This window comes from Corallincola platygyrae, from assembly GCF_039544265.1.
Classification (GTDB): Bacteria; Pseudomonadota; Gammaproteobacteria; order Enterobacterales; family Neiellaceae; genus Corallincola; species Corallincola platygyrae.
In genome coordinates this window covers 1-26,686 of sequence record NZ_BAABLI010000006.1, presented here as the reverse complement: position 1 = coordinate 26,686, position 26,686 = coordinate 1, and the positions used below count along the sequence as shown (strand labels likewise).

The following is a 26,686-nucleotide window of genomic DNA, read 5'->3' as shown; positions in this document are numbered from 1 at the left end:
TAAAATTAAAATTTTGTTGTCGTAAAATTACTGTCAACAGTCAAAGTTGTTTGACAGCGATCAAACAACAAGCCCCTTTAAGTGGCCAAAAAGTAGGTTAACTTCCTATAGTGGGGCACTTACAAAGAGTTTCATTTTTGTAAGTTTAAGAAACTTTTATGATCGACTGCATTTGACGAAATAAAAATAGAATACGCAGCGACACTGTCTCAACACTGGCTAATATTTATGAACACGCTTGAAAAAATCTCCAAGAACCTCAATGGCTTCAGTAAGTCTGAGCGTAAGGTTGCCGAAGTTATTCTGGCATCGCCTCAGACAGCTATACACTCGAGCATTGCCGCCCTTGCCAAAATGGCAGATGTCAGTGAGCCGACAGTGAACCGCTTCTGTCGGCGCCTTGACACCAAAGGCTTTCCCGATTTCAAACTGCATTTGGCGCAAAGCCTTGCCAACGGCACGCCATATGTGAATCGCCACGTTGAAGAGAGCGATGGTCCAGACGCATACACGTCGAAGATCTTTGAAACAGCGATGGCCAGTCTGGATACGGCAAGAAATAGTCTGGACTCGACACAGATAAATCGCGCCGTCGACATCCTGACCCAGGCGAACAAAATCTCATTCTTTGGCTTAGGTGCATCAGCTTCTGTCGCACATGACGCCACCAACAAGTTCTTTCGCTTCAATGTGCCAGTGGTATTCTTTGAAGATGTATTGATGCAGCGAATGAGCTGTATAAACAGTACAGAGGGCGATGTTGTCGTGTTGATCTCTCACACCGGCCGCACGAAGAGCTTGGTCGAACTCGCCCGTTTGGCAAGAGAAAGCGACGCAACAGTTATTGCAATTACGAGTAAAGACTCGCCACTTGCTCAAGAAGCAAACCTGGTGCTGGGAATGGACGTGCCTGAAGACACCGATATCTACATGCCAATGGCATCGCGCCTTGCGCAGCTATGCCTGGTTGATGTGCTCGCGACCGGTTTCACACTGCGTCGTGGACCACGCTTCAGAGACAACCTGAGAAAAGTGAAAGAGAGCCTGAAACAGTCGCGCTTTAACAAAGCTGAATACGATTAATCGCGCCAAAAGCTTTTTCTATCAACTGCACAAAATTGTAATTTTTTTACACCTATACTTATGCAAGGAGCTGTCTGATACCACGGACAGTTCTTTGCCAGCCAGTCTCATCAATTCTTACACCGGAGCCATTCATGCTTAGACGAACCAAAATAGTCACCACGCTCGGCCCTGCTACAGATCGCGACGGCAATCTCGAAAAAGTTATCCGAGCCGGCGCCAACGTTGTACGAATGAATTTCTCCCATGGCAGTGCAGAAGACCATATGCAGCGTGCCGAAGAAGTACGAGCTATCGCGAAAAAGCTAGGCAGATATGTTGCTATTCTTGGTGATCTGCAAGGCCCAAAAATCCGTGTATCTACTTTTAAAGAGGGTAAAGTTCACCTGGCAATCGGTGATAACTTCACGCTGGATAGTGATTTGCCAAAAGGCGAAGGTGACAGTAAAGCAGTTGGCTTGGACTACAAAGAGCTGCCACAAGATGTATCTTCGGGCGACCTTCTATTGCTTGACGATGGCCGCGTGCAGTTGGAAGTCACCGAAGTTGAGGGCAACAAAGTTCACACTCGCGTGACCGTTGCCGGTCCCCTTTCAAATAACAAAGGCATCAATAAAAAAGGTGGCGGTTTATCGGCGGCAGCACTAACTGACAAAGATAAAGCAGACATCTTAACCGCAGCCAAAATTGGAGTGGATTACTTGGCAGTATCCTTCCCGCGAAGCGGCGAAGATATGCGCTATGCGCGTCAGTTGGCTAAGGATGCCGGTCTTGATGCCCACCTGGTCGCTAAGGTAGAGCGTGCGGAAGTCGTTGCAACGGATGAAGCGTTAGATGATGTGATCCTTGCATCTGATGGCGTCATGGTCGCTCGTGGTGACTTGGGTGTAGAGATTGGCGACCCAGAATTGGTCGGCTGTCAGAAGACCATGATTTCACGCGCTCGCGCACTAGACCGCTCTGTCATCACTGCGACCCAGATGATGGAATCGATGATCGAGAACCCAATGCCGACGCGCGCCGAGGTTATGGATGTTGCCAACGCAGTGCTAGACGGAACTGATGCGGTAATGCTGTCAGCAGAAACTGCCGCCGGTAAGTATCCGGAAGAGACTGTGATTGCAATGTCTAACGTCTGTATTGGGGCGGAGAAACATCCACGTGTAACCGTCAGTCGCCACCGACTGAATACAATCTTTACCAATGCGCAGGAAACCGCGGCGATGTCGGCCATGTACGCGGCTAACCACATGCAGGGTGTGAAAGCGATTATCGCGCTAACCGATTCTGGTCGTACACCGCTGATGATGTCTCGTATTACCTCTAACCTGCCTATCTACGGCATGAGTCGCCATGAAGCGGCTTTGGCGAGAATGGCGCTATACAGAGGTGTTAAACCGGTCGCGTTTGATATGGGCCAGCATGATGAAAATACGCTGGTACGTGGCGCATTGGATACCCTGTTGGAAAGAGGACTGATCCAGCCCGGAGACCTGGTTATTATGACCAAAGGTGATATTGCCAACACCTCAGGCACCACCAATACCATGAAGATCCTGACAGCGTAGCTTTCACAAGCTGAGTTTAAACAGGATTAAAAAAGGCCGGATAATCTGTCTATACAGTAAAAACCGGCCTTTTTTGTTTTTGGGTCAGCCTCTAAGCGGCATCTTCCTTAAACGGCACCACGCTTGAAGGCACAGCGGACATCTCACTGAAACTATCCACCTGAATAGCATGATAGCGGAGTCGCTCAGCCTTGCGGAGTTGTGCCGCTTCGCTTTCACTGATGACTTCTGCTTCGAGACCTTTTTCAATCAAGTCTGCAAATGGAATACGTTTCGGTAGTCGCCCTGTTGCCTGCGCTTTTGCGAGACGTTTTTCCAGCGCCTGCGCTTCATACATTGCAACGAATGCACTTTCCATTAAGCCTGTTGGATCGTTCTCTCCTTCGCCGATATAACAAAGATGAGATAGGCGCTCGCGAAGCACACCTGGAACCAACATTGATGAACAGATCTTCTGTGCTGTGTCGTCTTTCGGTGCCTTATAACGAATACCCCACGGGAAGATAATTCGCTTGAGCGTAGCGGCCAGAATTGGATGACCAAAGTTATCAAAGAAGCCGTCAAACGCTACGCCAATGGCGTGTAAGTGATACTGCAGCAGGTAATGGACATAAGGTAAGTCACTCACCTGATGACCATCTTCTTCGAATCGCTTGAGGGTTGCAGACGCCATGTAGAGATGGCTCAGCACGTCACCCAACCTGGCGGATATCATCTCTCTGCGCTTGAGATCGCCACCCAGCACCAGCATAGACATATCTGCGACAACAGCCAGGCCCGTACTCATGCGAGTCAGATCTCGATAATAGCGACCGGTTTCTCCGGATACTGGCGCTCGATTAAACTTAGCTCCGGTTAAACCCTGCCAAAGCGCACGACTGAAATTACCAACGGCGTAACCAACATGTTTGACCAACAAACCATCAAACGCCTGTAAACCCTTCTCTTCATCTGGATTCGCCGCAGCTTCCATTTCGGCAAACACATAGGGGTGGCAGCGAGTCGCACCCTGACCAAAGATCATCAGGTTACGAGTAAGAATGTTCGCGCCTTCAACCGTAATAGAGATGGGTATGCCCATATAAGCATTACCCAGATAGTTCAACGGCCCGAGTTGGATCCCCTTACCTGCATGAATATCCATGGCATCATCGACCACCTTACGAGCCATCTCAGTCATATGGTATTTGGAGATAGCAGTGATCACAGATGGGCTCATATTCAAATCGATAGCACCGGCGGTCATGCGGCGGTGGGCTTCAAGGCTGTATGCATAAGCACCGATTCGTGCCATAGGCTCCTGAATACCTTCGAAACGACCAATAGGCAATCCAAACTGACGGCGCACATAAGCATAAGCACTGGTCATTCTGGCAGCCAGATGGCCAGAGGCCGCACTTAACGCTGGTAGAGAAATACCGCGGCCTGCCGACAGGCACTCAACCAGCATACGCCAGCCTTTACCAGCGTAATCAGGACCACCAATGATCCAGTCAATTGGAATAAAAACATCCTGGCCAGTGGTGGGGCCATTCATGAATGCAAGTGACAGCGGACTGTGACGGCGTCCAGTTTCAACACCAGGGTGGCTGGTGGGGATCAACGCACAGGTGATACCGATATCTTCTTTGTCACCAAGCAAACCCTCAGGATCTCGAAGCTTGAACGCAAGACCCAATACCGTGGCTACTGGTGCCAATGTAATGTACCGCTTGTTCCAGTTAAGACGAATACCAAGCGTTTCTTTGCCCTCAAACTCGCCCTTACACACAATACCCAAATCTGGAATTGAACCGGCATCAGAGCCTGCTTCCGGGCCTGTCAGCGCAAAACAAGGCACGTCTCGCCCGTCCGCGAGTGTCGGCAGCCAGCGCTGCTTTTGATCTTCAGTGCCGTAGTGCATCAGCAGTTCGCCAGGACCAAGCGAGTTCGGTACCATCACGGAAACCGCGGCACTCAGGCTGCGAGAAGCTATCTTCGATACAATGGTCGAATTAGCAATCGCAGAAAACTCTCGACCGCCATAGGCTTTCGGGATAATCAGCGCAAAGAAGCCTTCTTTTTTGAGATAATCCCATACCTCTTGCGGCAGATCTTTTTGTTCATGAACAATGCTGTAGTCGTCCAGCATCGCCAATACCGTTTCCACCTGGTTGTCCAAGAACGCTCGCTCTTCATCATTCAGGCCGGGTTTAGGATAGTTGTGGAGTTGACGCCAATCCGGTTTACCACGAAACAACTCTGCATCCCACCACACATCGCCGGCTTCCATCGCTTCACGTTCAGTAACCGACATCGGCGGCAAGATCCGCTTAAATACTTTAAATACAGGACGCGTCACAAGCTGACGCCTGAAATCAGGGACACCAAGCACAACGGCTATGGCGATAACAATTATTAGCAGGATAGACATATGGTTAGACCTTTAAAGCTTGAACCTTTTGCGTATTCATACGCAGGTTTTCTGGTATGGGAGCACTGACCCCTGACGCAATGTAGGGAATCACTCGCCTTATCACTGCTTCAATGTCAACGGACTCATTGAAGTCAGCATCTGATATCTCGCCCAGGGCTCGTTGAGACGCCATGGTGAAAATGACTGTTCCTAGTGTGAAATGCAGTCGCCAAAACAGTTCACTTGGCGGCAACTCAGGATATGCAGCACGTACCGCATCACCGATTTTGGCAATCGCGGGACCATAATTGGTTATCAGGTACCAACGCAGATGGCCCTGTGTATCGCTGTAACCTCTGCCAAGTAACTGCATAAACAGCGTTGTGCCCTGCTCTCTGATACCGTTTAGCTTGAGCAGTGGCTCAACAAAGGCCTCAAAGACTTGCGTCATTTCCGGCCTTTGGTATGTTCGCAACAGGTGCGTGAGCGCTTGATCCAGCGCGGGCATAAATGTTTCCAGGTAGCGCTCTAACACGGCTCTTATTAGCTCTTTCTTCGAGCCAAAATGGTAATTAACCGAAGCCAGGTTTACTTCAGCACGGCTGGTGATCAGTCTCAACGAGGTGTCAGAGAAACCACGTTCAGCAAACAGGATTTCAGCCTCATCTAATATTCTAGTTTTTGTATCAAGGCGCACCTTGCAAACCCCCAATTCAAACGACTGTTTCAAATGTATGTTTAACAAGTGTACGTGTCAAGAAACTGATCAGACCAGATCACGTTAACTGAGAGCATTCCAGCAGTTTCTAGGGTCTGTTGACCTTTCGTGTATGGATTTTATTCGAATGAAACACGTTTTGAGCAAGAAGTGAGCTGCGTAGCTTAGAGATCTAAGAAAGTAGTAAATGACGCAGCGCAGAACGTGTTTCAACGAACCCCATTTCCTTCAAAAGAAGGGGCAGCATTTGTTGGGGATTTATCCTTCGTTATCGGCCATTTGTTGAGGGCGACTCAACTTCACAGCCTCTGCCTCGCCTAAATCACCAACATTTGCTGCAAAAACAAACAGCAAAGGTCAACAGACCCTAGAGAAAACCTAATCAGTTATAGCGCATCGCAGCCCTATTACATTTTTTTGAAATGATGGGAACTAACCCCAGAACGGGTTATCCAACAAGAGTGCGTAAAGTTTTTGCGTACGAAATCTCTCCCTGGACCCAGCAAACTGTTCTGTCGCTTAGTGCTGGGTCTTTTTTTATCCAGAATCTGCAACTGACAAAACTCAGGCCAAATAAATGAGGTGGGTAGCGCTGTTTCTAGCGCCATATTCGCCTGTCAATCTAGGTCGTTATTTTGAATTGCTTCGCAACTGAACCAGCTACCTTCATAAAACAAAAAAGCGACCCTTGGGCCACTTTTCTATCAGGCACTACTTACTCGCTTGATAAACTCGTATTCACCAAACACCGGTTTACCAATCAGGTATCTTCGCAACATATCCATCGCCATGGCGGCAGCCACGCTTCTCACTAGCCCTCTTCCCCTGTTTGGCAATCTCAAGAGTTGGCTGTAAGTTCTATCTGGCGTCGCCAAAGCAAAACCTACCGTGCCAACAGGCTTTTCTTCAGTACCGCCGTCCGGGCCTGCAATCCCAGTGATAGACAGCGCATAGTCGGTACCGGCCTTAGCTCTGGCTCCCTCAGCCATCGCAATCGCAACCTGTTCAGAAACAGCGCCATACTGCTCTAATATCTGTGCAGGAACATTGATATCCTGTTGTTTGGCCTCATTAGAATAGGTCACATAGCCACGTTGAAAGTAAGCAGAACTTCCGGCCAGAGCCACTAGCTCAGACGCCAACATGCCGCCAGTACAGGATTCTGCAAGCGCAAGGCTGGCCTCTCTGGACAGCATCAGACTTTGAATTTCAGCCGCAAATCCTTTGTTGTGATGACAAAACAGATTGTCTCCCAGCGCATCAACAATCTGCGAGATCACATGCTCAACCGTTTGTTGTTCAATACCTTGGACGACTTTTAGTTTTACCTCAATCGAAGGCATGGCTGAGCGATACCCCAAGGTCATCCCTTCAAGCAGTTCAATCTTTCCCAGAAAATCATTCAGACGTGATTCGCTCAAACCGAACGTGAGCCATCGGTACATGGCGGGAGGAGTGACTTCAACCGCGTCCAAAATACGCGGCAGTATCTGCTCCTTCACCATCAACTTAAACTCCGACGGCACACCAGGCGTGAACAGAAGTCTTGCGCCATTCAATTCGATAACGAATCCGCAGGCACTGCCTACTGGGTTATCAATCAACACAGCAGAAACAGGTAATAGCGCCTGTTTACGATTGCTTTCAGGCATAACTCGGCCACGAGACTGGTATCGTTCGAGAAGCACGTCAATCCAGGAAGTAAACTCCTTGAGAGGTTCACCCAAAGCGTTAGCTGCAGCTTCAGCACTGAGGTCATCGGAGGTTGGCCCTAACCCCCCGTTTACAATAATCCAGTCTGCATACTGACTCGCTTCCGAAAAAGCTCGACTCAAATCACTCAACTCATCGGCTACTGTCAATCGCCAACTCATCTGGAGACCGTTCTCGTTGAGTTGTTGGCTCAACCAAGCGGCATTGGTATCAACAATGTCCCCCTGTAACACCTCATCCCCAGTGCTGATCATTACTATGCGAGTCAAACGATAATCCTTAAACCTGTACCCATATAGGCTGACAATAATGCGTTAATTTACCCGGAAGTTCTAACCATTACGGTTTTTTGGGTAATCAAGTTCGACCAAGTTCCATCGATTTTCCGACTTAACTTTCGTTAGCAACACGCAGCCTAACGTTGGTAAAACTAAGTTCTTCTCGCCTGACAACTTCTCAGCTAATCGCTCTAATGTTGGATTGTGACCCACAATCCAATATGTTCCAGACCAGGCATCCAACTGACTGAGCCAATATGACAGTTCTGATGCGGTGTCTTCATACAATCGAGATTCTATCACCATGGTTGATAGTGATATTCCCAGTGTTCGCAGCAAACCTGTAGCAGTTGAATAAGCTCTGACAGCAGGGCTAACATAAACTCGCTCGGCAAGGTTGACTGTCAGCAAGCTACGCCGAGACATCACCTCAATACTTTTATAGCCTCTCTCATTTAGAGGCCGCATAAGATCTTCAATAAAAGGCAAGTCCCATGATGACTTGGCGTGCCTAATCAATAGGAGTTTCATTTGCTCTCCTTATCAGAACTGAGACATAACTAATCGAAGCAGATAAGCAGCTGAGATACAAAAAAGCCCGGCATATTAGCCGGGCTTTAAACAAACGAGGAGTGGTTACAGCTCGTTCAGCGGACGATACTTGTAGCCGTGGAAAACGACAAACAGCACAGGAACAACCAATAAGGTCAGTACTGTCGCGAAACCGAGACCAAACATAATGGTCACCGCCATATCAACGAAGAAGGCATCACCCAGCAGCGGTAGCATACCCAGGATGGTAGTGATCGCCGCCATCGAGACGGGACGCACACGACTGACGCCTGACATGAACACTGCTTTGTAGGGTTCAACACCGCTATTTAACTCAAGGTTAATCTGGTCGAGTAACACGATACCGTTTTTCAGTAGCATCCCCACCAAGCTGAGCGCACCAAGCAGAGCCATAAAGCCAAACGCGGCATCCAACGCGAGCAGACCAAAGGTAATACCGATAATCGCAAGCGGCACACAACACCAGATAACCAGTGGCTTCTTGAACGAATTAAACAGGAACACGGTGATCAGGAACATGATCAGGAAGCCCATTGGCAGAGAGCCAAACACAGCTACCGAAGCATCTGTAGAAGCCTCATACTCACCACCCCACTCCAGGTAGTAACCCGGCGGTAATTCAATCGCTTCAATCGGTCCACGTACTCGTTCAAACACCTGAGCAGCTGTTTGATGGCCAAGCAGATCATGGTCAGCAATCACGGTCAGTGTACGTTTACGATCTTTACGTTGAATGATGGGGTCTTCCCAAACCAACTGGTACTGAGGAGCGACCTGTTGAATAGGTATGTACTGCTGCAGCGTTGGGCTCCAAATCTGTAGCGATTCGTAGTTGGTGATATCAACACGCTCTTCGTCCGGCAAGCGCGCAACAATTGGCAGCAAGTCGGTACCATCACGGTAGAGTCCAACACTACGACCCGCGAAGCTCATGTTGAGGGTATTGTCTAAATCGCTTCGGCTCACACCTGCGCGACGCGCCAATGATTCGTCAAAAACAGGACGAATTAGTTTAGAGCGCTGACGCCAGTCATCACGAATATTGGTTGCGACAGGATCTTCACGCAAGATCTGCTTCGCCTGTTCACCAAGACTTCTGAGGACTTCTGGATCTGCCCCAATAAACCTGGCTTCAATTTTACCTGCAGGCGAAGGACCAATTTCCAGATTACGCAGTTTTAGCATTACCTGAGGATACTTAACCGCAAACTCTTCCCGAAGCTTTTTCATCATCGGCCGCAGCTCTTCTGACGTATTGGTATTCACCAATATCTGAGCGTATGCGGAATAGCTCTTCTCCGGCTCATAGGTCAGCATAAAGCGTTGCGCGCCCTGCCCAGTGGTGACAGTAACCTGCTTCACTTCATCTTGTTCCAACGCCCACATTTCCATTTCACTGGCGATCTCATGGGTGTATCGGATATCACTGCCTTGAGGCAACCAGACATCTACCAGGAAGATAGGGGTTGTCGCTGGCGGGAAGAACGCCTGGCGAACTTTACCGAAACCAACAATGGCCACAGCCAGACACACAACCAAAACTCCAATGGTGACCCACTTGAACTTCATGCAGGTGTCGAGCAGCTTCTTGTAAATAGTAAATACCGCACCTTTATAGGGATCAGTCTCTTCTTCTGACTCCCCTTCAGCTTTTGGCTCAGCTTCCTTGAAGAACATATCAGCAAAGAAAGGTGTCAGGGTGATAGCTGTAAACCATGACATCAGCAGTGAAATCATCAGTACCCAGAACAGACTGCCAGCAAATTCACCAGTAGAGTCCTCTGATAACCCAATCGGAGCAAAAGCTACAATCGCAATGACTGTCGCGCCGAGCAGAGGCCACTTGGTTTGCTCAACAATCTCAACCGCGGCTTGAAGTTTGGTCTTGCCCTTCTGGACCCCGATCAATATCCCTTCGACCACCACGATGGCATTATCCACCAGCATCCCGAGCGCAATAATCAGCGCGCCCAATGAGATACGCTGCAGATCGATAGCCATCTGCTTCATAAAGATAAAACTGCCGAATACGGTCAAAGCCAGGATCAGACCAATCAATACGCCGCTCTTGACGCCCATAAAGAACAGCAAAACGATAACAACGATGGCAACGGCCGCGACCAGGTTGAGTATGAAGCCCTTAACAGAAACAGCCACCGAACCCGGCTGGTCATAGATATATGAAACTTCCATACCGAGCGGCTTGGTGTAATCCAGTTCGTCCATGCGCGCTTTTACCGCACGTCCAACATCCACCACGTTGACACCAGAGGCAAAAGAAATACCGATACTAATCGCCTGCTGGCCGTTGAAGTTGTAGATATTTGAAGGGATCTCTTCATAGCCACGATAAACCGTGGCGACATCTCGCAGATAAACCAGCTTATCTGAACCGGCTCCGGCGATAATCAGATCTTCAAGCTCTTTAACATTGGTAAATTCACCCGTGGAATGGATACGGATGTACTCATCTTCATGTTTCACCGATCCCGCTGGGGCAACTAGGTTTTGAGCGTTTAACAGATTAAAGATGGTGTCAGGAGCAATCCCCAAAGCTGATAGCTTTTTGTATGAGATTTCGACAAATACCTGTTCGTCCTGAACACCTGCCAGACTCACTTTACCGACACCAGGAACAACTTCGATTTCGCGTTTCAGAAAATCTACATAGTTGCTCAGTTCTTTGTAGGTGTACCCCTCGCCTGTAACAGCCAGCATTACCCCGTAAACATCACCAAAGTCGTCATTGACGAGGGGCGTGCCTGCACCTGGAGGTAGCTGAGGTGCAATGTCACCGACTTTTCGACGCAACTCATCCCAAATCTGTGGCAGAGCATGTTTATCGTACTTGTTCTGCATGGTCACGGTAATCTGAGACAGGCCAGCAGTTGAAATTGAGGTTATTTCATCTACGTAGGAAAGCTGCTGGATAGCCATTTCCAGCTTATAGGTCACTTCTTCTTCTACCTGTTGCGGAGATGCGCCGGGATAGGCAGTCACAACCACAGCATCTTTAATCGTATACTCAGGGTCCTCGAGCTGGCCCAAGCCGAGATAAGCGCCCATGCCACCCAATGCGAAGATCAGCGTCAATAACCAGCTGATAACCTTATTTTTAATGGAATACTCAGCGATGGTCATCCATTAATCTCCTTCTCAGACACAACATTTACCGGGGCACCTTCAAACAGCTGTTGCTGTCCATAAACGACAATGACATCACCTGGTTTGACGCCACCTTTCAGTTCAATACCGACCTTACTTAGCTGGCCAGTTTGAACTGGTTGCATGACAACCGTTTTTTCATCGTCTGCCAATTTCCATACAAATGCATTCTGTCCATCGACATTACTATCGGGCTGAAAAACAACCGCAGAGCTGGGCAGCACCAGTCCCTCAAAGGTGTTTCTCTCAATCTTGCTCATATCAACGGTCACCACGGCACTCATGCCCGGTAAAATCGGCACATCAGTGGGGTTTTCCATCAAGAGTTTTGCGCGATAGGACTTGGTATTAGGGTCCTTCTCAGTTTCCATTTCGTAACTACGTGCTACGAAAGTCTTTCCAGGCAGGCTTTCAAACGTGACTTGATGCTCAAGGTCTTGAGGGGTATCTCTTCTAGCTAATGCCAGAAGCTGCTCAGAGACATTCACCTGGACTTCGAAGTGGCCCGAGTCGTGAAGGGACAGCACTTCCTGACCTACTTGAAGATTCTCATAGTTATCGACGATCACACTACCTACAGTGCCGTCTTTGGGCGCCCTTAACTCAGTGAATCCAAGGTCCGTTTTTGCGATCTCATAGTTTGCCTTGGCAATCAGGAATTCGGCCTGCAACTTGTCATGTTCTGATGCAGAAATCGCTCCCGTTTTAATCAGCTTCTGTGCACGCCCAAAGTTCAGCTCAGCCAATTTGAACGTTGCTTCGGTATCCGTCACCTGGCGTCGAAAATCAGCCGGGTCTATCTTGGCAAGCAGGTCACCTTTTTTGACTTGCATACCGGAGGTCACCGGCAGCTCAATCAACTCGCCACTGACTCTGAAGCTCAGCGTGCTGAGATTATTGGCCTGAATAACTGCAGGAAAATCTCGCTCGGTGCCATGAAGCTCAGCACCCACTCGCAACACCTGAACATTTTGTGGCAGTTTAGGTTCTATCGGCGCTTCAGAACATGCGCTCAGTAAAACAGCCCCAGCCAAAGATAAAAGCGCGGTTGGTAATGAGCGCTTCGTAACACAATGGGTTTTCATTTGTTCACCTATCATCTCATTACAATCCACGTTCTCTCACCCACTCTCGGACTCTCGCGCCGTCAACAAGTAGATGAGTACCTGTAAGGGCTAGCATGTCACCACTGGAAAGATCACCCTTTACTTTCAAATCTCGACCAGACTTACCAAGCACCTCTACCGCTACAGCAGAAACCTGCATAGTCTCAGGCGCCACTTTCCAAACAATCGCTTCGCCATCCGTCTCTCGAACCGCAGTTTCAGGCAGCACATAATAGTCCGACGCCAATGGGTCAAGAGGTGACATATCAATTTCTACCTGAACAGTCATGCCTGTCGACACATTGAAGTCCTGTGGCGTTGGTAATGACAGGGTCACTTCATAACTCAGCGTAGAGGGATCCGCTTCGGTATCCACTTCAGTCACAGCCGCGAAGTAACTGTAGTTAGGCTGAGCAACAAACCTGACCAAGGCTCTCAAATCGAGCACAAATTCCCTGCTCAGCTGAGTAACCACGTTTTGAGGAACTTGGATCATGACATCGGTCATGCCTTCCGCTTGAATATTCAAAATGGAGGCTTTCGCTCTGACGTAATCCCAATTTTCTACTTCTGTACGAGAGATGACACCATCAAATGGCGCTCTTAGATAGGTGTAACCCACATTCGCCTTGGCCTGGTCCAAAATCGCTTCAGCTCTCGCCAAATTCGTACGATTCTGGTCATGCATCTGCTGACTGACCAACTGGTCCTTAACCAGGCGCTCAGTCCGCTTAAACTCGACCAGTGCCAACTGGTGATTGGCGGCAGCCTTGTCTCTCGTGAGCTCATATTCGATAGGGTCAAGCCTTGCCAGTAATTCGCCCTGCTTCACTTCCTGTCCTGCGAGTGCCGGAAACTCGATAAGCTGGCCGGGAACCCTAAAGGCCAGTGTTGTTCTGTCACTCGCCTCGGTTTGCCCCTGGAAAGTACGCATATTGCGCTCGCCGGGTGATGTAAGCCTGAAAATTTTCACTGGGTGAATGACGTCTTTTGCTGCCGACGTGGTTTCATCGGCAATAGCGTTGACATTAGCCAGAGCTAACGCCCCGACCAGTGCTGCAGCCACAAGTTTCCAGCTGGGAGATGCCATGTGTTTACCTACCGTGATTAAAAATCTGCGAAGAGGGTTCGCATAACTAGTTGAAAGGTTAGTCAATATGTTTGCGATCTTCGAGTAGTTTTATCCAATAAAGTGCCAATAAGGATCAAAAAAACGCGGCAAGCGCCGCGTTTTCATTCAAAATGCTCAAAAATAGGTAAGTTATTGATTAAGAAATATCCTGAAGTTTAACTTTCCACTCCGCAGGTCCGTTCACGTGGGCCGATGAACCAGTAGAGTCAACAGCTACAGTCACGGGCATGTTCTCAACTTCAAACTCATAAATGGCTTCCATTCCGAGATCTTCGAACGCAACAACACGTGACTTTTTAATCGCTTTGGCAACTAAATAGGCCGCACCGCCTACCGCCATCAGATAAACAGCTTTGTGCTGCTTGATTGAATCGACTGTCGCTGGTCCTCGCTCAGCTTTTCCGATCATGCCGACCAGACCGGTTTGTCCCAGCATCAGATCCGTATACTTATCCATGCGAGTTGACGTCGTAGGTCCTGCTGGACCAACGACTTCGTCTCCAACCGCATCTACTGGACCAACGTAATAGATAAAGCGATTTTCAAAATCGACACCATCAGGCAATCCTTCACCCTTATCGAGCATATCTTTAATGCGTTTATGCGCCGCATCTCTACCCGTTAAGATCTTGCCCGATAAAAGGACCGTCTCTCCAGTGCGCCAAGTCTGGATCTCTTCTTTCGTTACTTCATCAACATTTACACGGCGAACATTATCGCCCACTTCCCAAGTGATATCCGGCCAATCAGCGACGGATGGTGGCGTTAGCTCCGCTGGACCAGTGCCATCCAGCGTGAAGTGTGCGTGGCGTGTCGCCGCACAGTTAGGGATCATGGCGACAGGCAGGCTAGCAGCATGAGTCGGTGCTGTTTTTATTTTTACGTCAAGCACCGTGGTAACCCCGCCCAGTCCCTGAGCACCAATACCCAACTTGTTGGCTTTTTCGTAGATTTCCAGGCGCAGCGCTTCTTCATCATTCTGCGGCCCCCGGTCCTGCAACTCATGAATATCAACTGGATCCATCAAAGACTCTTTTGCCAGTACAGCCGCTTTTTCTGCGGTCCCCCCAATACCCAGTCCCAACATGCCTGGCGGACACCAGCCAGCGCCCATGCCTGGTAAGGTTTTAACGACCCAATCAGCAACAGAATCGTTGGGATTCAGCATGACAAACTTCGATTTATTCTCTGAGCCACCGCCCTTGGCAGCCACCATAACCTCAACCTTGTCACCTTTAACCATCTCTACATGCACAACCGCTGGCGTGTTGTCTTTGGTGTTCGTGCGCTTGCCAACTGGGTTAGCAACGATAGACGCACGTAGTGGATTATCAGGGTTGTTGTAGGCACGACGTACCCCTTCATCTACCAGTTCCTGAACCGTCAGATCACCTTCAAACTGAACCTTCATGCCGATTTTGACAAAACAGGTCACAATCCCTGTGTCCTGACAGATAGGCCGGTGGCCTTCTGCCGACATGCGGGAATTAATCAGTATTTGGGCGATCGCATCTTTCGCTGCCTGGCTCTCCTCTGCGTGGTAAGCCTTCTCCATCGCCTGAACAAAATCGAGCGGATGATAGTAAGAGATAAACTGCAGGGAATCTTCAATGCTTTGAATGAAGTCTTGCTGACGAATGACAGTCATGACATAGCTACCTTTTTCTTTTGCGATCATTTAGGGCGGTCATTATTTCCAAGCTGCCGCCTTGTTGTTTTTAACTGGGAACCTTTTATATCAATCCGCATAAATATATGGTCAACCAGGAAGCCTGGGTGGGTTTTAAATCACTTTATGCCACGTTAGCTAACTTCGGCGTAGAACAACTATGCCTTCAACCACCTGCCTTGCCTATAGTGATTCAAACTCACGCTGGTAGATCATACTCTTATTCCGATTGGCATTATTTACAGATTTCTAGGCTGAACACCTTCAAGCGAAGCGCACTGTAATTGCGACTTATGATACTCTCGTAATCAAACCCAAACTACCCTGCTCAGCGCACGTTTTAACACTTCCAATATGAGAAATTCGCTTCACCTTCATCAACTTGATGATCAATTAGATACGCTTCATGAACTGTTTTCAGAGGTTTCCGACTTGCCATGGTCGATTCTGTTAGATTCTGGAAACAGTCAACATATGGATGCGCACTACGACATCATGGTGTTTGACCCATTGCTCACGGTTACATTTGAAGGTGACTCAAGCCTGATAACACATAGAAACGGCAATATAGAACGAATAGAGCAAGATCCATTTGAGTTGCTAAGAGCGCAGGCTGAAAAATGGATGCCTGCGATTGCTCCAAATCAGCTCCCTTTCTGCGGAGGATGGCTCGGCTATTTGAGCTACGATTTGGGCAGGGCCATTGAGACACTACCAACGCTAGCAGAAAGCGACATTACCCTCCCTCAATTGGCTATGGGGCTCTATGACAAGGGGATCATTCGCTGCCAAGAAAGTGGCAAAGTGACCCTGTTTGGCTGGACAAGGCAGGCTTTGGATAGTCTAAAGCCGTTGTTAGACAAAAATGTCGAGTGCTGCGCCACTGATGCACCTTTTATGCTCGTCTCCCAGTGGCAATCAAATATGACCGAACAGGCGTACAAAGAAAAATTTGGCCGTATAAAACACTACCTGCGCCAAGGTGACTGCTATCAAATTAACCTAGCTCAACGCTACACCGCGGATTATGAAGGTAACGAATGGGATGCCTACATAAAGCTCCAAAAGGCAAACCAATCGCCCTTCGCTGCTTTTATCAAAACAGGCGGTGGCGCAATAATAAGTGTTTCTCCTGAGCGCTTACTGAGTGTCGATGACAAGAAGGTCCAAACCAAGCCAATTAAAGGCACAAGGCCACGCTCGAACTCACCAGAGCGAGATGAACAAGCCCGGCTCGCATTACAAAATGCCGAAAAAGACAAAGCAGAAAACTTGATGATTGTTGATTTGTTAAGAAACGATCTGAGTAAAGTTGCCAAACCCGGAACGGTAGTCGTTCCCAAGCTGTTTGATATTGAAAGCTTCCCAGCCGTTCACCACCTGGTTAGTACCATTGAGTGCGAACTCGCCGGAAGTACAGATGCCTACGAGTTGCTCAGAGCCGTTTTTCCAGGAGGCTCAATAACGGGCGCCCCCAAAGTGAGGGCGATGGAGATCATTGAAGAATTGGAGCCTCACCGCCGCAGCGTTTACTGTGGGTCGATTGGCTATATCAGTGCCTGCGGTAAACTGGATTCCAACATTGCTATCCGTACCCTCATCTGTGAAGAGAGTAAGATCCACTGCTGGGGCGGCGGTGGTCTGGTGTATGACTCAATTGCAGACGAGGAATACCAGGAGACAAAGGACAAAATCGCGAAGATTCTCCCTATATTGGCGTCGGGAGATTGAACTGATGCAACTCAACACCCTGCTCTCACGCTTTCACTTACACCAATCACAAGCATCTCAAGCCAAAGGTGATGAAACAGAGGCTGCCGTATTGGTTCCACTGTGGCAAGGTGAACAGCATTTAGAGATGTTCTTTATGCGCAGGCCCCGAGAGGCGAAACATCATCCTGACCAGATCTGCTTTCCTGGAGGAAAACGAGAAGCAAGAGATATCGATCTGATGGAAACGGCTATCCGTGAAACAGAGGAAGAGTTCGGTCTTTCAAGAGAGGACTTGTCCATCATTGGAAGCTTGCCAGCTCTGAAAACACGCACTGGATTTTACGTACAACCTTATCTGGCAATTTTAAACACCATCTCTATGAACCCCGACCAACGGGAAGTTGCCGATTTGTTCTCTCTCCCAGTTCATGAAGTGTTAAGCGCTGATAGATACCGTGCCGAACAGATTAATCTGCAAGGCAGACATATCGAAGTGTTTGGCACGCAATCAAGTAAAGGGCTTATCTGGGGAATGACCGCACAGGTTCTCATCAACCTGATTGGTCAACTTGCTACCGAGCAAACAAAGACCAGCTCCTAGAGTACCGGCAGGTCTGCGTCTGCAAATAGCTTTTCAACTTCCTCAGCACTTCGCATCAACATGGCATGCTCCACTGCATCCCGGGTCAAATGCGGCGCAAACCGCTCGATGAAGTCATACATATAGGTTCGCAAAAAAGTGCCTTTCCTGAATCCAATCATTGTTGTGCTGCGCTCAAACAAATGACTGGCGTCGAGGGCCACCAAGTCCTTGTCATCATTTTCATCAACCGCCATCGTAGCGATGACACCAACACCCAGTCCCAAGCGCACATAGGTCTTGATTACATCAGCATCCGTTGCTGTAAACACAATTCGAGGAGAAATACCGGCTTGATTAAATGCTGTATCTAACTCAGAACGCCCGGTGAAACCAAACACGTAAGTGACCAATGGGTACTTGGCCAGTTCTTCTATCGTAAGGTTGTCACATTGCGCCAGCGGATGATCGGCCCTTACCACCAGACTCCTGGTCCAGTGATAACAAGGCAACATCACTAGGTCGTGGTAGAGGTGCAGCGCTTCCGTGGCGATAGCAAAATCCGCCTCCCCTTTCGCTGCCGCTTCACTGATCTGGCTGGGCGTACCTTGATGCATATGCAGCGACACCTTAGGGTACCGGTCCATAAAACCTTTAATCACCTTGGGTAAGGCATAACGCGCCTGGGTATGAGTGGTAGCAATGTTCAGCACACCTTGATCAGGTTGCGTGTGCTCTTGGGCAACCGCTTTGATACTCTCAACTTTAGAGAGAATGCTGGTGGCAATATTTATCACCTCTTGACCTGCAGGCGTCACATGGGTCAGGTGTTTGCCACTCCGGCCGAAAATCTGGATCCCCAGCTCATCCTCAAGCATTCGAACCTGCTTGCTGATACCGGGTTGAGAGGTATATAGGCTTTCCGCCGTCGCGGAAACGTTTAGGTTATGGTTAACCACTTCGACTATGTATCGCAGTTGCTGTAGTTTCATCACCCACCGATGCTGTTGGTTACCACTTGCATAAAATTCTAAGCTATAAAATATGCAATAGCAGTTTAATTTAACGAAAAAGCGTTACCTCGCACGCATTTAATGGTGAATTTGCTTTACCAATTCAATGGTTTGGCCAATTCTTTGGGCTGAGAAAGAAGATTGGAGAGACGCCGTTGGCTACAGCCAACTCAATGACCGATCATTTTCAGCGCTATGCCAAACGCAGATTCTTAGTCATTGATGACTTCTCAGAATTTCGTCTGACCGTAAGAAAAATGCTGGAAGAGTTTGGAGCAAAGCAGATCGATTTGGCCAGCAATGCCGAAGATGCGTTTGCGCTCTACAGTGAATTTCGTCATGACGTTGTCATCTCCGATTTCAACCTGGGTGACGGTAAAGATGGTCAACAGCTGCTTGAGGAACTCAGTCAACTAGGCATCCTCAGGCACGACACCCTCTATTTAATGGCATCAGCTGAAAACTCGCTGCATATGGTAATGGGGGCATTAGAGTGTCGGCCTGACGACTATCTGACCAAACCGTTTACCAAGAATACGTTACATACCCGAATCGATAGACTGCTGGCAAAGAAGCAGTTGCTGACCCCGCTTCTCAAAGCATTGGATGAATCTAACTACGCCAAAGCCGAAGCGATCGCCCTCAAGTTACAACAAGAGCCCAAAGCGAGAGCCACTGCACTCAGGTATCTGTCAGAAATATACATTGCCCAGGAAAAATGGGACAAAGCGAAAACCATCTTTGATGCTGCAGTTCAAGCCAGACCGATCCTATGGGCAAGATTGGGGCTAGTTAAAGTGGCACTGGAAACTGAAGGCGGAGAAAGTGCACTGAAACTGGTTGAGCCAATACTAGCGGAAAATACCAGAGCCGTTCAGGCATGGGATCTTAAAGCCTTGGCCCATGAAAATCTTGGGGACTATCAAGCTGCTCAAGACGCATTGCAACAAGCGATAAATGTTAGCCCTCGCAGCTTGGAACGACTGCGTCATGCAGCATTGGTCGCTGATAAAAACCAAGATTTAGATAGTAAAGTGCGCTATCTGAAACAGTTGACCAAGCAGGCTAAAAACTCGTCTTTAAAGACCCCTGAAGACTTCATTCTCAGGCAAAAAGCCATGCTGGAAAAGATGAACGCCAGTCAGGGCATGGCCAAAGTTAAAATAGCTAACGAACTGCAAAGCCTGCTCAAAGAGGACCAAAAGCTCTACAGCGCAAGTCATTTTATGCAATGGGAAACCATGGCGGTTAGAGCTGAAGCAGCTTTGGCTGAAGGCAAAAAGGAAGCCGCTAAAGAGATGTATCTGCGACTCAAAAAGGAGCTGGTTTCCAATATGGACTGTGTCCAGGAGGATGCGCTACTTACGCAGTTTCAGTCGTTGTGCAAAGCCATGTCCGATGAAGAAGCCTTGTTAGCTGTTAATAAACAGCTTGAGAATACCGAACATGAAGAGGAGCGCTGCACAGACAACAGACTAGGGCTTAAGCTTTATTCTGACGGTCATATCAAAGAGGCTGTAAAGTGTTTTGCCGCGGCGCGCCAACAGCACCCTACTAGTTTAGCAATCGCTATCAACCTAGCGCAGGCCCTGTTAAAGCAGGCTGAATTTCAGCCCTTATCTAAAACAGAAACACAAGCGTGCAAAGCATGTCTCAACTTAAGCCTTAAGTTGCCAGAGGATGACAACCGTCATGCTAGAGTGCAGCAATTGGTCAAACGCTTTGTTGCATTAAGAGAGCCCAAATGAGCAGTAAAAAACAGCCACTGTCGATCGACTTCTCCTCTGTCCTGGCAACCAGTGTCCATGACATGAAAAATAGCCTGTGTATGCTTATTCAGTCGCTTGATACGCTGGCAATGCAGATTACCGATGAGAACCCCAAGTACGGACCTGAACTGGCAAACCTTCACTATGAAGCTTCTCGTCTGAATGGTGACCTGTTACATCTGCTCGCGCTTTACCGCGCAGACAGGCAACAACTGCCGCTGCATATTGAAGAGTTTTTTATTGAAGACCTGGTCGATGAGTTGGTCGCGCGTAACCAACTCTACATTCAATCTCGCGGTATTCAGGTAGAAACAGACATCGAGCCAGATCTTTGCTGGTACGTGGATCAAGACCTTGTCACCTCACTACTCAATGATGTTTTGGTCAACGCAATGCGCTATACACAGAACCAGATTCAAATAACCGCAAGAGAGCGCGAAGGTTTTTTAGAAATTGAGATCTGTGACAACGGCAATGGTTACCCGAAAGAGATGCTCTCGATGCATACTTCAATGCAGGACAATTTAAACATGCAATCCGGCCGCACAGGCTTGGGTTTGTTCTTTGCTCAGATCATTGCGTCGGCACATCGACGCAATGATTTGACGGGAACCATAGAATTGAAAAACAGTAGTAGTCTTGGTGGTAGTGTTTTCACCCTGAGACTACCCTAATTATTTGAATTTAGTTAAAGTAGAGGGGCTACTACCCTCTCATTTTAATCGGGCTGGATCATGACGCTCTATATAGTTTTTGGTTTAATAGGGATCCTCTTACTGCTGGTGATTGGCGTTAACGTCATTCAACAGCACAAAGAGAAAGTTGAAGCTGAGCGACGTGCCGAGCTGGCCCGCCAAAAGGCGATCATTGATGAGACAGAAGAGATGCTGAGTTATGCATCGAAACTTCCTTTGACAAAGAGCGTCACGCTAATGCTCTACAAGCGAAACATCGAGGCGCTCAATGCGCTGCTAGAGGTTTCAACGGAGAGCATTGAGATAAGCAAACGCATTAGGGCGATGGAAATCACTATTGAACAAATCAATAAGGAATTCTCCGAGCCAGATGAAGCCTCCTTCAACTATCCCGATAGCGAAAAAGTCGCAGTGCAATATGTGCAGGCGCTGAAAAAGCTTCGCTTGGTATTGCGTTCCGAGCATACCAAAGGTCGTGTCGATCCAAGCACGTTTGCCAGAGAAGAGAAATTCCTGGATCGCATTCAGTTGAAAGTGAGCCTGGAAAATGCAATTAAGCGTGCATTGGCAGCCAGAGCTATGCGTCAGTTTGGCTCTGCACGCGAACTGTTAGATAAAGCCGAGCGCTTGCTGCACAACCAAACAGGCCAGGACCAATATATCCAAGAGAAAATCGCTGAAGTAGAGAGGCTTTCGGAAGAGATAGCAAGCTCTGTGAAACAAGAGAGCGATAAACAGATCTCGAAGAGAAAAGAGAAAGAACACGACGACTTGGACGTTTTGTTCCAACCCAAGAAAAAGTGGTAACCCTCTCCTTCAAGAAGTAAAAAGCCAGCAGATGCTGGCTTTTTTAATGGCTTCAGTTAGCTGAAAACTTTGATTCTTTAATTCAGTCCCGTACAGTAAAAAAGAAAGGGCAGGAAACCCTGCCCTATCCATTACTTTTTCTTCTTGGTTGCAGAACGCTTCTGCTCTCGCCACTTACCATCTTCATAGACAGCCATCCAACCCGTTTGTTTACCATTGACTTCACTGGTTACATACTGGGTCTTAGTTTTGCGGCTAAATCTCACTAATGACCGATTTCCTTTGTCATCCGTTGCCGGCGCATCCGCCAGATAATGGAACTTAGGCGAGATGCGGTCTCGGAATCGACGCAACTCGTCAACAAACGGTGCACGTGTCTCTCTGGACTTAGGGAAAGTGCTGGCAGCCAGGAAAATACCTGCCGCCCCGTCTCTGAGTACAAAGTGAGCATCAGACTTCTCACAAGGCAGCTCAGGCAAATGCACCGGATCCTCTTTTGGTGGCGCAGGCTCGCCACTATTAAGAAGCTTACGTGTGTTCTTACACTCGCTATTTGTACAACCGAAGTATTTACCGAAGCGACCTGACTTCAGTTGCATCTCAGAACCGCACTTGTCACAGTCCAATACAGGGCCGTCATAGCCCTTAATCTTAAACTGACCAAGCTCAATCTCGTGGCCATCACAGATCGGCGAATTACCGCAAACATGAAGCTTGCGTTGTTCGTCGATGAGGTAGCTATCCATTGAAGTGCCGCACTTCGGACAGCGCTTACGATGAACCAGCGCTTGAGCTTCAGCTTCATCATCACTCTCGATGGCAACAGCTTCATCCCCAGACACTAGGTTCATTGTTGTTGTACAACGTTCTTTAGGCGGCAGGTTGTAACCTTCACAACCCAAAAATACGCCTGTTGACGCGGTTCGGATACCCATCTTTCGCGAGCAGGTCGGGCAGTCGATATCGGTCATCACCATGGCATTGCGACGCATTCCCCCTTCTTCGGGTGGAAGCTCCGCTTTATCCAACTGCTGCTTAAATTCGTCGTAGAAGGTATCCAGTACTTGCTTCCAGCTTTGTTCGCCTGATGCAATTTCATCAAGGCGGCCTTCCATCTCAGCAGTAAAGCTGTAATTCAGCAGATCTTTGAAGTTTTCGACTAAGCGATCATTGACCACTTCTCCCATTTTCTCGGCATAGAAACGACGCTGCTCAACACGCACATAACCTCGATCCTGAATGGTCGAAATAATCGATGCGTAGGTAGAAGGACGACCTATCCCCCGCTTCTCCAGCTCTTTGACCAAAGACGCCTCACTGTAGCGAGCGGGTGGCTTAGTGAAGTGTTGTGACGGATCGAGTTTCTGCAGTGACAAGGTCTCGCCAACTGCAACGTCAGGTAGCACGATATCTTCTTTCTTACCCTTTGGCGGTTGCACTTTCGTCCAACCATCAAAACGTAAGGTGCGACCTTTGGCTGTTAACTCATAATTACCGGCCGTCACTTTGATTGTTGAAGCATCGTACTTCGCCGGCACCATCTGACAGGCAACAAATTGGCGCCAAATCAGCTCATAAAGGCGTACAGCGTCTTTCTCCATATCAGCCAGAGCGGCAGCAGGCTTATTCACGTCAGAAGGGCGTATTGCCTCGTGAGCCTCTTGTGCGCCCTCTTTGCTGCCATAGCTGTTTGGTTTACCAGGTAGGTAAGCGTCACCATAGCTCTCAGCAATAAACTCTCTTGCAGCTGACACAGCCTCCTGACTCAAATTTGTTGAGTCAGTACGCATATAGGTGATGTGGCCCGCTTCATAAAGGCGCTGTGCCAGTGTCATGGTCTTTTTCACACCAAAACCTAGCCGCGTACTTGCAGCTTGCTGCAATGTCGAAGTAATGAATGGTGCTGACGGTCGAGAGCTTGTTGGCTTGTCTTCTCGTTCAGCAACAGAATACGTTGCACTAGTGAGATAAGACAGAGCAGCATCAGCTTCTGCTTTGTTGGTTAACTTTAGCTTTTCACCGCTTACTTTTACCGCATCCAGCAGCAACGACTGCCCTTTGCCGGTCAAAGTATCCGCTTGTATGTTCCAGTACTCTTCAGGAACAAAAGCTTTAATTTCTCGCTCTCGCTCAACAACCAATCGCACGGCAACCGATTGCACTCGGCCTGCAGACAAGCCTCTGGAAATCTTTTTCCACAGCAGAGGCGAAACCATAAAGCCAACAACACGATCGAGAAAACGTCGCGCCTGCTGGGCATTGACGCGGTCAATGTTGAGCTCACCCGGTTGAGAAAATGCATCTTGGATGGCGTTTTTAGTGATCTCATTAAATACCACTCGCTTGTAGCGGTTAGGATCCCCACCAATGATTTCCTGAAGATGCCACGCGATCGCTTCTCCTTCGCGGTCCAAATCCGTTGCGAGATAGATTTGATCGGCGCTGTTAGCAATCTTTCTGAGTTCGTTTACAACTTTCTCTTTACCGGGAAGTACTTCGTAATGCGCGTCCCAGTCCTTTTCTGGGTCAATCCCCATTCTGGAAACCAAGGATGCGTAATCTTTCTTTCGCTTGAGCTCTGCCTTCTCTTCAGCAGACAGGCCTTTTGTAGACTGACGTTCTGACGCCGCCTTGCCTTTGCTGCTGGTGGGAAGATCCCGAATATGACCAACACTGGACTTCACCACGAACTGGCTGCCCAGATATTTATTAATCGTTTTCGCCTTGGCTGGCGACTCTACAATAACCAGTGATTTAGACATACTTTCCTGTCGTCAATCGTCCGCTTGTGGACTTCTATATATAGAGGGTTAACCTGTGTTACACATTTCTGTCAACATCAAACATGACAAATAGGTGAGATTGATGCGTACATCACCATAGGTTTAGCCACTTCTTTTATTTATACTCGTTCGCTCAGCTATTAACACATAACTATAAAGCCCCACTCCGGAGCATAGATGAAACACCTTGAAGCTAATTTTGATGGCCTGGTTGGGCCAACACATAACTACGCAGGTCTCTCAGTCGGCAATGTAGCCTCGCTATCCAATGCCAGTGCAAAATCAAACCCCAGAGCTGCGGTGAAGCAAGGTCTAGCCAAAATGAAGGCTTTGCATGACATGGGCATGACTCAGGGCATTCTGGCCCCGCAAGAGCGCCCTGATATCTACACCCTTCGCCGCTTGGGTTTTACTGGCACTGATGCCGAAGTTCTTGCCAAAGCGGCAAAACAGGCTCCAGCCATTCTCAGTGCGTGCTGTTCAGCATCAAGCATGTGGACTGCAAATGCAGCCACGGTATCTCCGAGTGCTGATACAGCAAATCAAAAAGTGCACTTTACACCGGCGAACCTGGCCAATAAGTTCCATCGATCACTAGAGCCAGAAACAACCGGCCGCATCTTAAAAAGTGTGTTTGCCTCAGACAAGCACTTTAAGCATCACCAACACTTGCCAGATAATGACGCTTTCGGCGATGAAGGCGCGGCAAACCATACACGATTGTGCAGTGATTATGGAACCGCTGGTGTTGAATTATTTGTTTACGGTAAGCATGCATTTGACAGATCTCAGCCTGCGCCTACAAAGTTTCCCGCAAGACATACGCTTGAAGCCTGCCAGGCAGTAGCCCGCCTGCACGAATTGGGTGAAAACAATGCTGTGTATATTCAACAAAACCCTGATGTGATTGATCAAGGCGTATTCCATAACGACGTTATCGCTGTCGGCAATGGAAACGTGCTCTTTTATCATCAGGATGCATTTGCCGACACAGAAGCAGCTTTAAGCGAAATTAGAACCAAATTTGGCGACAATGAGCTCCATTTCATTGAAGTTAAACGCAACGAAGTATCTGTTCAAGATGCGATTAAAACCTACCTGTTTAACACCCAGGTAATCACTAAGCCAAGCGGCGAAATGGCTATTATTGCACCTTCGGAATGCCAGGAGCACGAAGGGGTATACGCCTACCTGAATGAGTTGGTAACAAGAAACACACCAGTTAAACAGGTTCACTATTTCGATGTTAAACAAAGCATGCAGAACGGTGGTGGCCCAGCCTGTTTGCGCCTTAGAGTAGCCCTGAGCGAACAAGAACTAGCGGCAGTAAACCAGTCATGCCTGATAGATGATGCGTTGTTCCAAACGCTAAACAATTGGGCTGATAAGTACTATCGGGATGAGGTGAGCTTTGCCGATTTAGCTGACCCTAGCCTGCTGCTAGAAAGCCGCGAGGCGCTGGATGCACTGACGCAACATTTGCAGCTGGGTAGCGTTTATCAGTTTCAGCGTTAAAGCTGAAGCCATTTGTGCCGTCCTAAAATGAGTTTACACATTGGAGATCTATTTCAGGACGGGACATTCTTAAGTAAATAAGCCACCTGCATAGCAGGTGGCTTTGCTTTTGGGCACCCTATAAGGGTGCCTTTCTGCTTTAACTAACTCCCAACTGTAATTGGCGCTGCTCTTCTTCTTTCGATTGTTTATCCTGGTATCGAACATACCGTCGAATGATATCTTCGTTTACACCTACTGAATCGACAAAGTAGCCTCGTTGCCAAAAGTGATTACCCCACAGTTTCTTCTTTCTTAAATACGGAAACTTGTTAAATAACCTTATCGTTGTTCTTCCTTTGAGTGTTCCCATCAGTTCAGACACACTCAGGCTCGGAGGGATCCTCACAACCAAATGCACATGATCTATTT

General features: G+C 48.3%; 19 protein-coding genes. 8 read left to right on the top strand and 11 right to left on the bottom strand.

All coding sequences use genetic code 11. From position 1 onward, the window contains the following. The first annotated feature begins 228 nt into the window (after positions 1 to 228). Together ABEA14_RS03840 and pyk are read left to right on the top strand one after the other, a co-directional pair. On the top strand, positions 229 to 1,083 hold the full coding sequence (locus ABEA14_RS03840; RefSeq protein WP_345338538.1) for a MurR/RpiR family transcriptional regulator: 855 nt from the start codon (positions 229 to 231) through the stop codon (positions 1,081 to 1,083). 134 nt (positions 1,084 to 1,217) lie between these two features. Then, on the top strand, positions 1,218 to 2,651 hold the full coding sequence (gene pyk / locus ABEA14_RS03835; RefSeq protein ID WP_345338537.1) for a pyruvate kinase: 1,434 nt from the start codon (positions 1,218 to 1,220) through the stop codon (positions 2,649 to 2,651). Positions 2,652 to 2,742: 91 nt separating this feature from the next. On the opposite strand, the gene ABEA14_RS03830 is transcribed toward pyk, so the two are convergent. From ABEA14_RS03830 to ABEA14_RS03795, 8 genes are all read right to left on the bottom strand, one after another. After that, positions 2,743 to 5,064, bottom strand: a complete 2,322-nt coding sequence (locus tag ABEA14_RS03830) for an acyl-CoA dehydrogenase (protein WP_345338536.1) — start codon at positions 5,062 to 5,064, stop codon at positions 2,743 to 2,745. Positions 5,065 to 5,068: 4 nt separating this feature from the next. Next, complete coding sequence (gene psrA, locus ABEA14_RS03825; RefSeq protein WP_345338535.1) at positions 5,069 to 5,743, bottom strand: TetR family transcriptional repressor PsrA; 675 nt, start codon at positions 5,741 to 5,743, stop codon at positions 5,069 to 5,071. Between the two features lie 725 nt (positions 5,744 to 6,468). Continuing rightward, on the bottom strand, positions 6,469 to 7,746 hold the full coding sequence (locus ABEA14_RS03820; RefSeq protein WP_345338534.1) for a CinA family nicotinamide mononucleotide deamidase-related protein: 1,278 nt from the start codon (positions 7,744 to 7,746) through the stop codon (positions 6,469 to 6,471). A gap of 63 nt (positions 7,747 to 7,809) precedes the next feature. Next, positions 7,810 to 8,286, bottom strand: a complete 477-nt coding sequence (locus tag ABEA14_RS03815; RefSeq protein WP_345338533.1) for a SixA phosphatase family protein — start codon at positions 8,284 to 8,286, stop codon at positions 7,810 to 7,812. A gap of 105 nt (positions 8,287 to 8,391) precedes the next feature. Then, positions 8,392 to 11,469 carry an efflux RND transporter permease subunit gene (locus ABEA14_RS03810; RefSeq protein WP_345338532.1) on the bottom strand — a complete coding sequence of 1,026 codons (3,078 nt, stop codon included), beginning with the start codon at positions 11,467 to 11,469 and terminating at the stop codon, positions 8,392 to 8,394. After that, the gene (locus ABEA14_RS03805; protein WP_345338531.1) at positions 11,466 to 12,578 is read right to left on the bottom strand and encodes an efflux RND transporter periplasmic adaptor subunit; all 1,113 of its coding nucleotides are present in this window, start codon (positions 12,576 to 12,578) and stop codon (positions 11,466 to 11,468) included. Before ABEA14_RS03805 ends, ABEA14_RS03810 begins: the two co-directional genes overlap by 4 nt. A gap of 19 nt (positions 12,579 to 12,597) precedes the next feature. Further along, positions 12,598 to 13,689, bottom strand: coding sequence for an efflux RND transporter periplasmic adaptor subunit (locus tag ABEA14_RS03800; RefSeq protein ID WP_345338530.1), 1,092 nt, complete (start codon positions 13,687 to 13,689; stop codon positions 12,598 to 12,600). A 178-nt stretch (positions 13,690 to 13,867) separates the two neighbouring features. After that, positions 13,868 to 15,379 carry a fumarate hydratase gene (locus ABEA14_RS03795; RefSeq protein WP_345338651.1) on the bottom strand — a complete coding sequence of 504 codons (1,512 nt, stop codon included), beginning with the start codon at positions 15,377 to 15,379 and terminating at the stop codon, positions 13,868 to 13,870. Positions 15,380 to 15,754: 375 nt separating this feature from the next. Between ABEA14_RS03795 and pabB the strand changes: the two genes are divergently transcribed. Together pabB and ABEA14_RS03785 are read left to right on the top strand one after the other, a co-directional pair. Then, entirely contained in the window at positions 15,755 to 17,131 is a 1,377-nt protein-coding gene (gene pabB, locus ABEA14_RS03790) for an aminodeoxychorismate synthase component I (protein ID WP_345338529.1), read from the top strand. A 4-nt stretch (positions 17,132 to 17,135) separates the two neighbouring features. Then, positions 17,136 to 17,714 (top strand): NUDIX hydrolase, encoded by a 579-nt coding sequence (locus ABEA14_RS03785; RefSeq protein ID WP_345338527.1) that lies wholly within the window; start codon positions 17,136 to 17,138, stop codon positions 17,712 to 17,714. On the opposite strand, the gene cysB is transcribed toward ABEA14_RS03785, so the two are convergent. Further along, positions 17,711 to 18,685 (bottom strand): HTH-type transcriptional regulator CysB, encoded by a 975-nt coding sequence (gene cysB, locus ABEA14_RS03780; RefSeq protein ID WP_345338526.1) that lies wholly within the window; start codon positions 18,683 to 18,685, stop codon positions 17,711 to 17,713. The two genes, ABEA14_RS03785 and cysB, sit on opposite strands and share 4 nt — an antisense overlap. 194 nt (positions 18,686 to 18,879) lie before the next feature. Between cysB and ABEA14_RS03775 the strand changes: the two genes are divergently transcribed. From ABEA14_RS03775 to ABEA14_RS03765, 3 genes are read left to right on the top strand one after another with little or no spacing between them, the layout of a single operon-like run. After that, positions 18,880 to 20,454 carry a response regulator gene (locus ABEA14_RS03775; protein ID WP_345338525.1) on the top strand — a complete coding sequence of 525 codons (1,575 nt, stop codon included), beginning with the start codon at positions 18,880 to 18,882 and terminating at the stop codon, positions 20,452 to 20,454. Next, positions 20,451 to 21,149, top strand: coding sequence for a sensor histidine kinase (locus ABEA14_RS03770; protein ID WP_345338524.1), 699 nt, complete (start codon positions 20,451 to 20,453; stop codon positions 21,147 to 21,149). Before ABEA14_RS03775 ends, ABEA14_RS03770 begins: the two co-directional genes overlap by 4 nt. A 60-nt stretch (positions 21,150 to 21,209) precedes the next feature. Then, entirely contained in the window at positions 21,210 to 21,977 is a 768-nt protein-coding gene (locus ABEA14_RS03765; protein ID WP_345338523.1) for a DNA repair protein, read from the top strand. 131 nt (positions 21,978 to 22,108) lie between these two features. Here ABEA14_RS03765 and topA read toward each other — a convergent pair whose 3' ends face one another. After that, positions 22,109 to 24,739, bottom strand: a complete 2,631-nt coding sequence (gene topA / locus ABEA14_RS03760) for a type I DNA topoisomerase (RefSeq protein WP_345338522.1) — start codon at positions 24,737 to 24,739, stop codon at positions 22,109 to 22,111. Positions 24,740 to 24,937: 198 nt separating this feature from the next. Here topA and astB point away from each other — a divergent pair, with 198 nt between their 5' ends. Further along, a complete protein-coding gene (gene astB, locus ABEA14_RS03755) occupies positions 24,938 to 26,275 on the top strand; it encodes an N-succinylarginine dihydrolase (protein WP_345338520.1) in 1,338 nt (445 codons plus the stop codon). Between the two features lie 139 nt (positions 26,276 to 26,414). Here astB and tnpA read toward each other — a convergent pair. Beyond that, a partial coding sequence (gene tnpA, locus ABEA14_RS03750; protein ID WP_345338519.1) for an IS200/IS605 family transposase occupies positions 26,415 to 26,686 on the bottom strand: 272 nt, incomplete at its 5' end.

Bases quoted from the DNA above. Each gene is read 5' to 3' on its own strand.
- ABEA14_RS03840 (WP_345338538.1), top strand. From the start codon at position 229: ATGAACACGCTTGAAAAAATCTCCAAGAACCTCAATGGCTTCAGTAAG.
- pyk (WP_345338537.1), top strand. From the start codon at position 1,218: ATGCTTAGACGAACCAAAATAGTCACCACGCTCGGCCCTGCTACAGAT.
- ABEA14_RS03830 (WP_345338536.1), bottom strand. From the start codon at position 5,064: ATGTCTATCCTGCTAATAATTGTTATCGCCATAGCCGTTGTGCTTGGT.
- ABEA14_RS03815 (WP_345338533.1), bottom strand. From the start codon at position 8,286: ATGAAACTCCTATTGATTAGGCACGCCAAGTCATCATGGGACTTGCCT.
- ABEA14_RS03810 (WP_345338532.1), bottom strand. From the start codon at position 11,469: ATGACCATCGCTGAGTATTCCATTAAAAATAAGGTTATCAGCTGGTTA.
- ABEA14_RS03805 (WP_345338531.1), bottom strand. From the start codon at position 12,578: ATGAAAACCCATTGTGTTACGAAGCGCTCATTACCAACCGCGCTTTTA.
- ABEA14_RS03800 (WP_345338530.1), bottom strand. From the start codon at position 13,689: ATGGCATCTCCCAGCTGGAAACTTGTGGCTGCAGCACTGGTCGGGGCG.
- ABEA14_RS03795 (WP_345338651.1), bottom strand. From the start codon at position 15,379: ATGACTGTCATTCGTCAGCAAGACTTCATTCAAAGCATTGAAGATTCC.
- pabB (WP_345338529.1), top strand. From the start codon at position 15,755: ATGAGAAATTCGCTTCACCTTCATCAACTTGATGATCAATTAGATACG.
- ABEA14_RS03785 (WP_345338527.1), top strand. From the start codon at position 17,136: ATGCAACTCAACACCCTGCTCTCACGCTTTCACTTACACCAATCACAA.
- cysB (WP_345338526.1), bottom strand. From the start codon at position 18,685: ATGAAACTACAGCAACTGCGATACATAGTCGAAGTGGTTAACCATAAC.
- ABEA14_RS03775 (WP_345338525.1), top strand. From the start codon at position 18,880: ATGACCGATCATTTTCAGCGCTATGCCAAACGCAGATTCTTAGTCATT.
- ABEA14_RS03770 (WP_345338524.1), top strand. From the start codon at position 20,451: ATGAGCAGTAAAAAACAGCCACTGTCGATCGACTTCTCCTCTGTCCTG.
- ABEA14_RS03765 (WP_345338523.1), top strand. From the start codon at position 21,210: ATGACGCTCTATATAGTTTTTGGTTTAATAGGGATCCTCTTACTGCTG.
- topA (WP_345338522.1), bottom strand. From the start codon at position 24,739: ATGTCTAAATCACTGGTTATTGTAGAGTCGCCAGCCAAGGCGAAAACG.
- astB (WP_345338520.1), top strand. From the start codon at position 24,938: ATGAAACACCTTGAAGCTAATTTTGATGGCCTGGTTGGGCCAACACAT.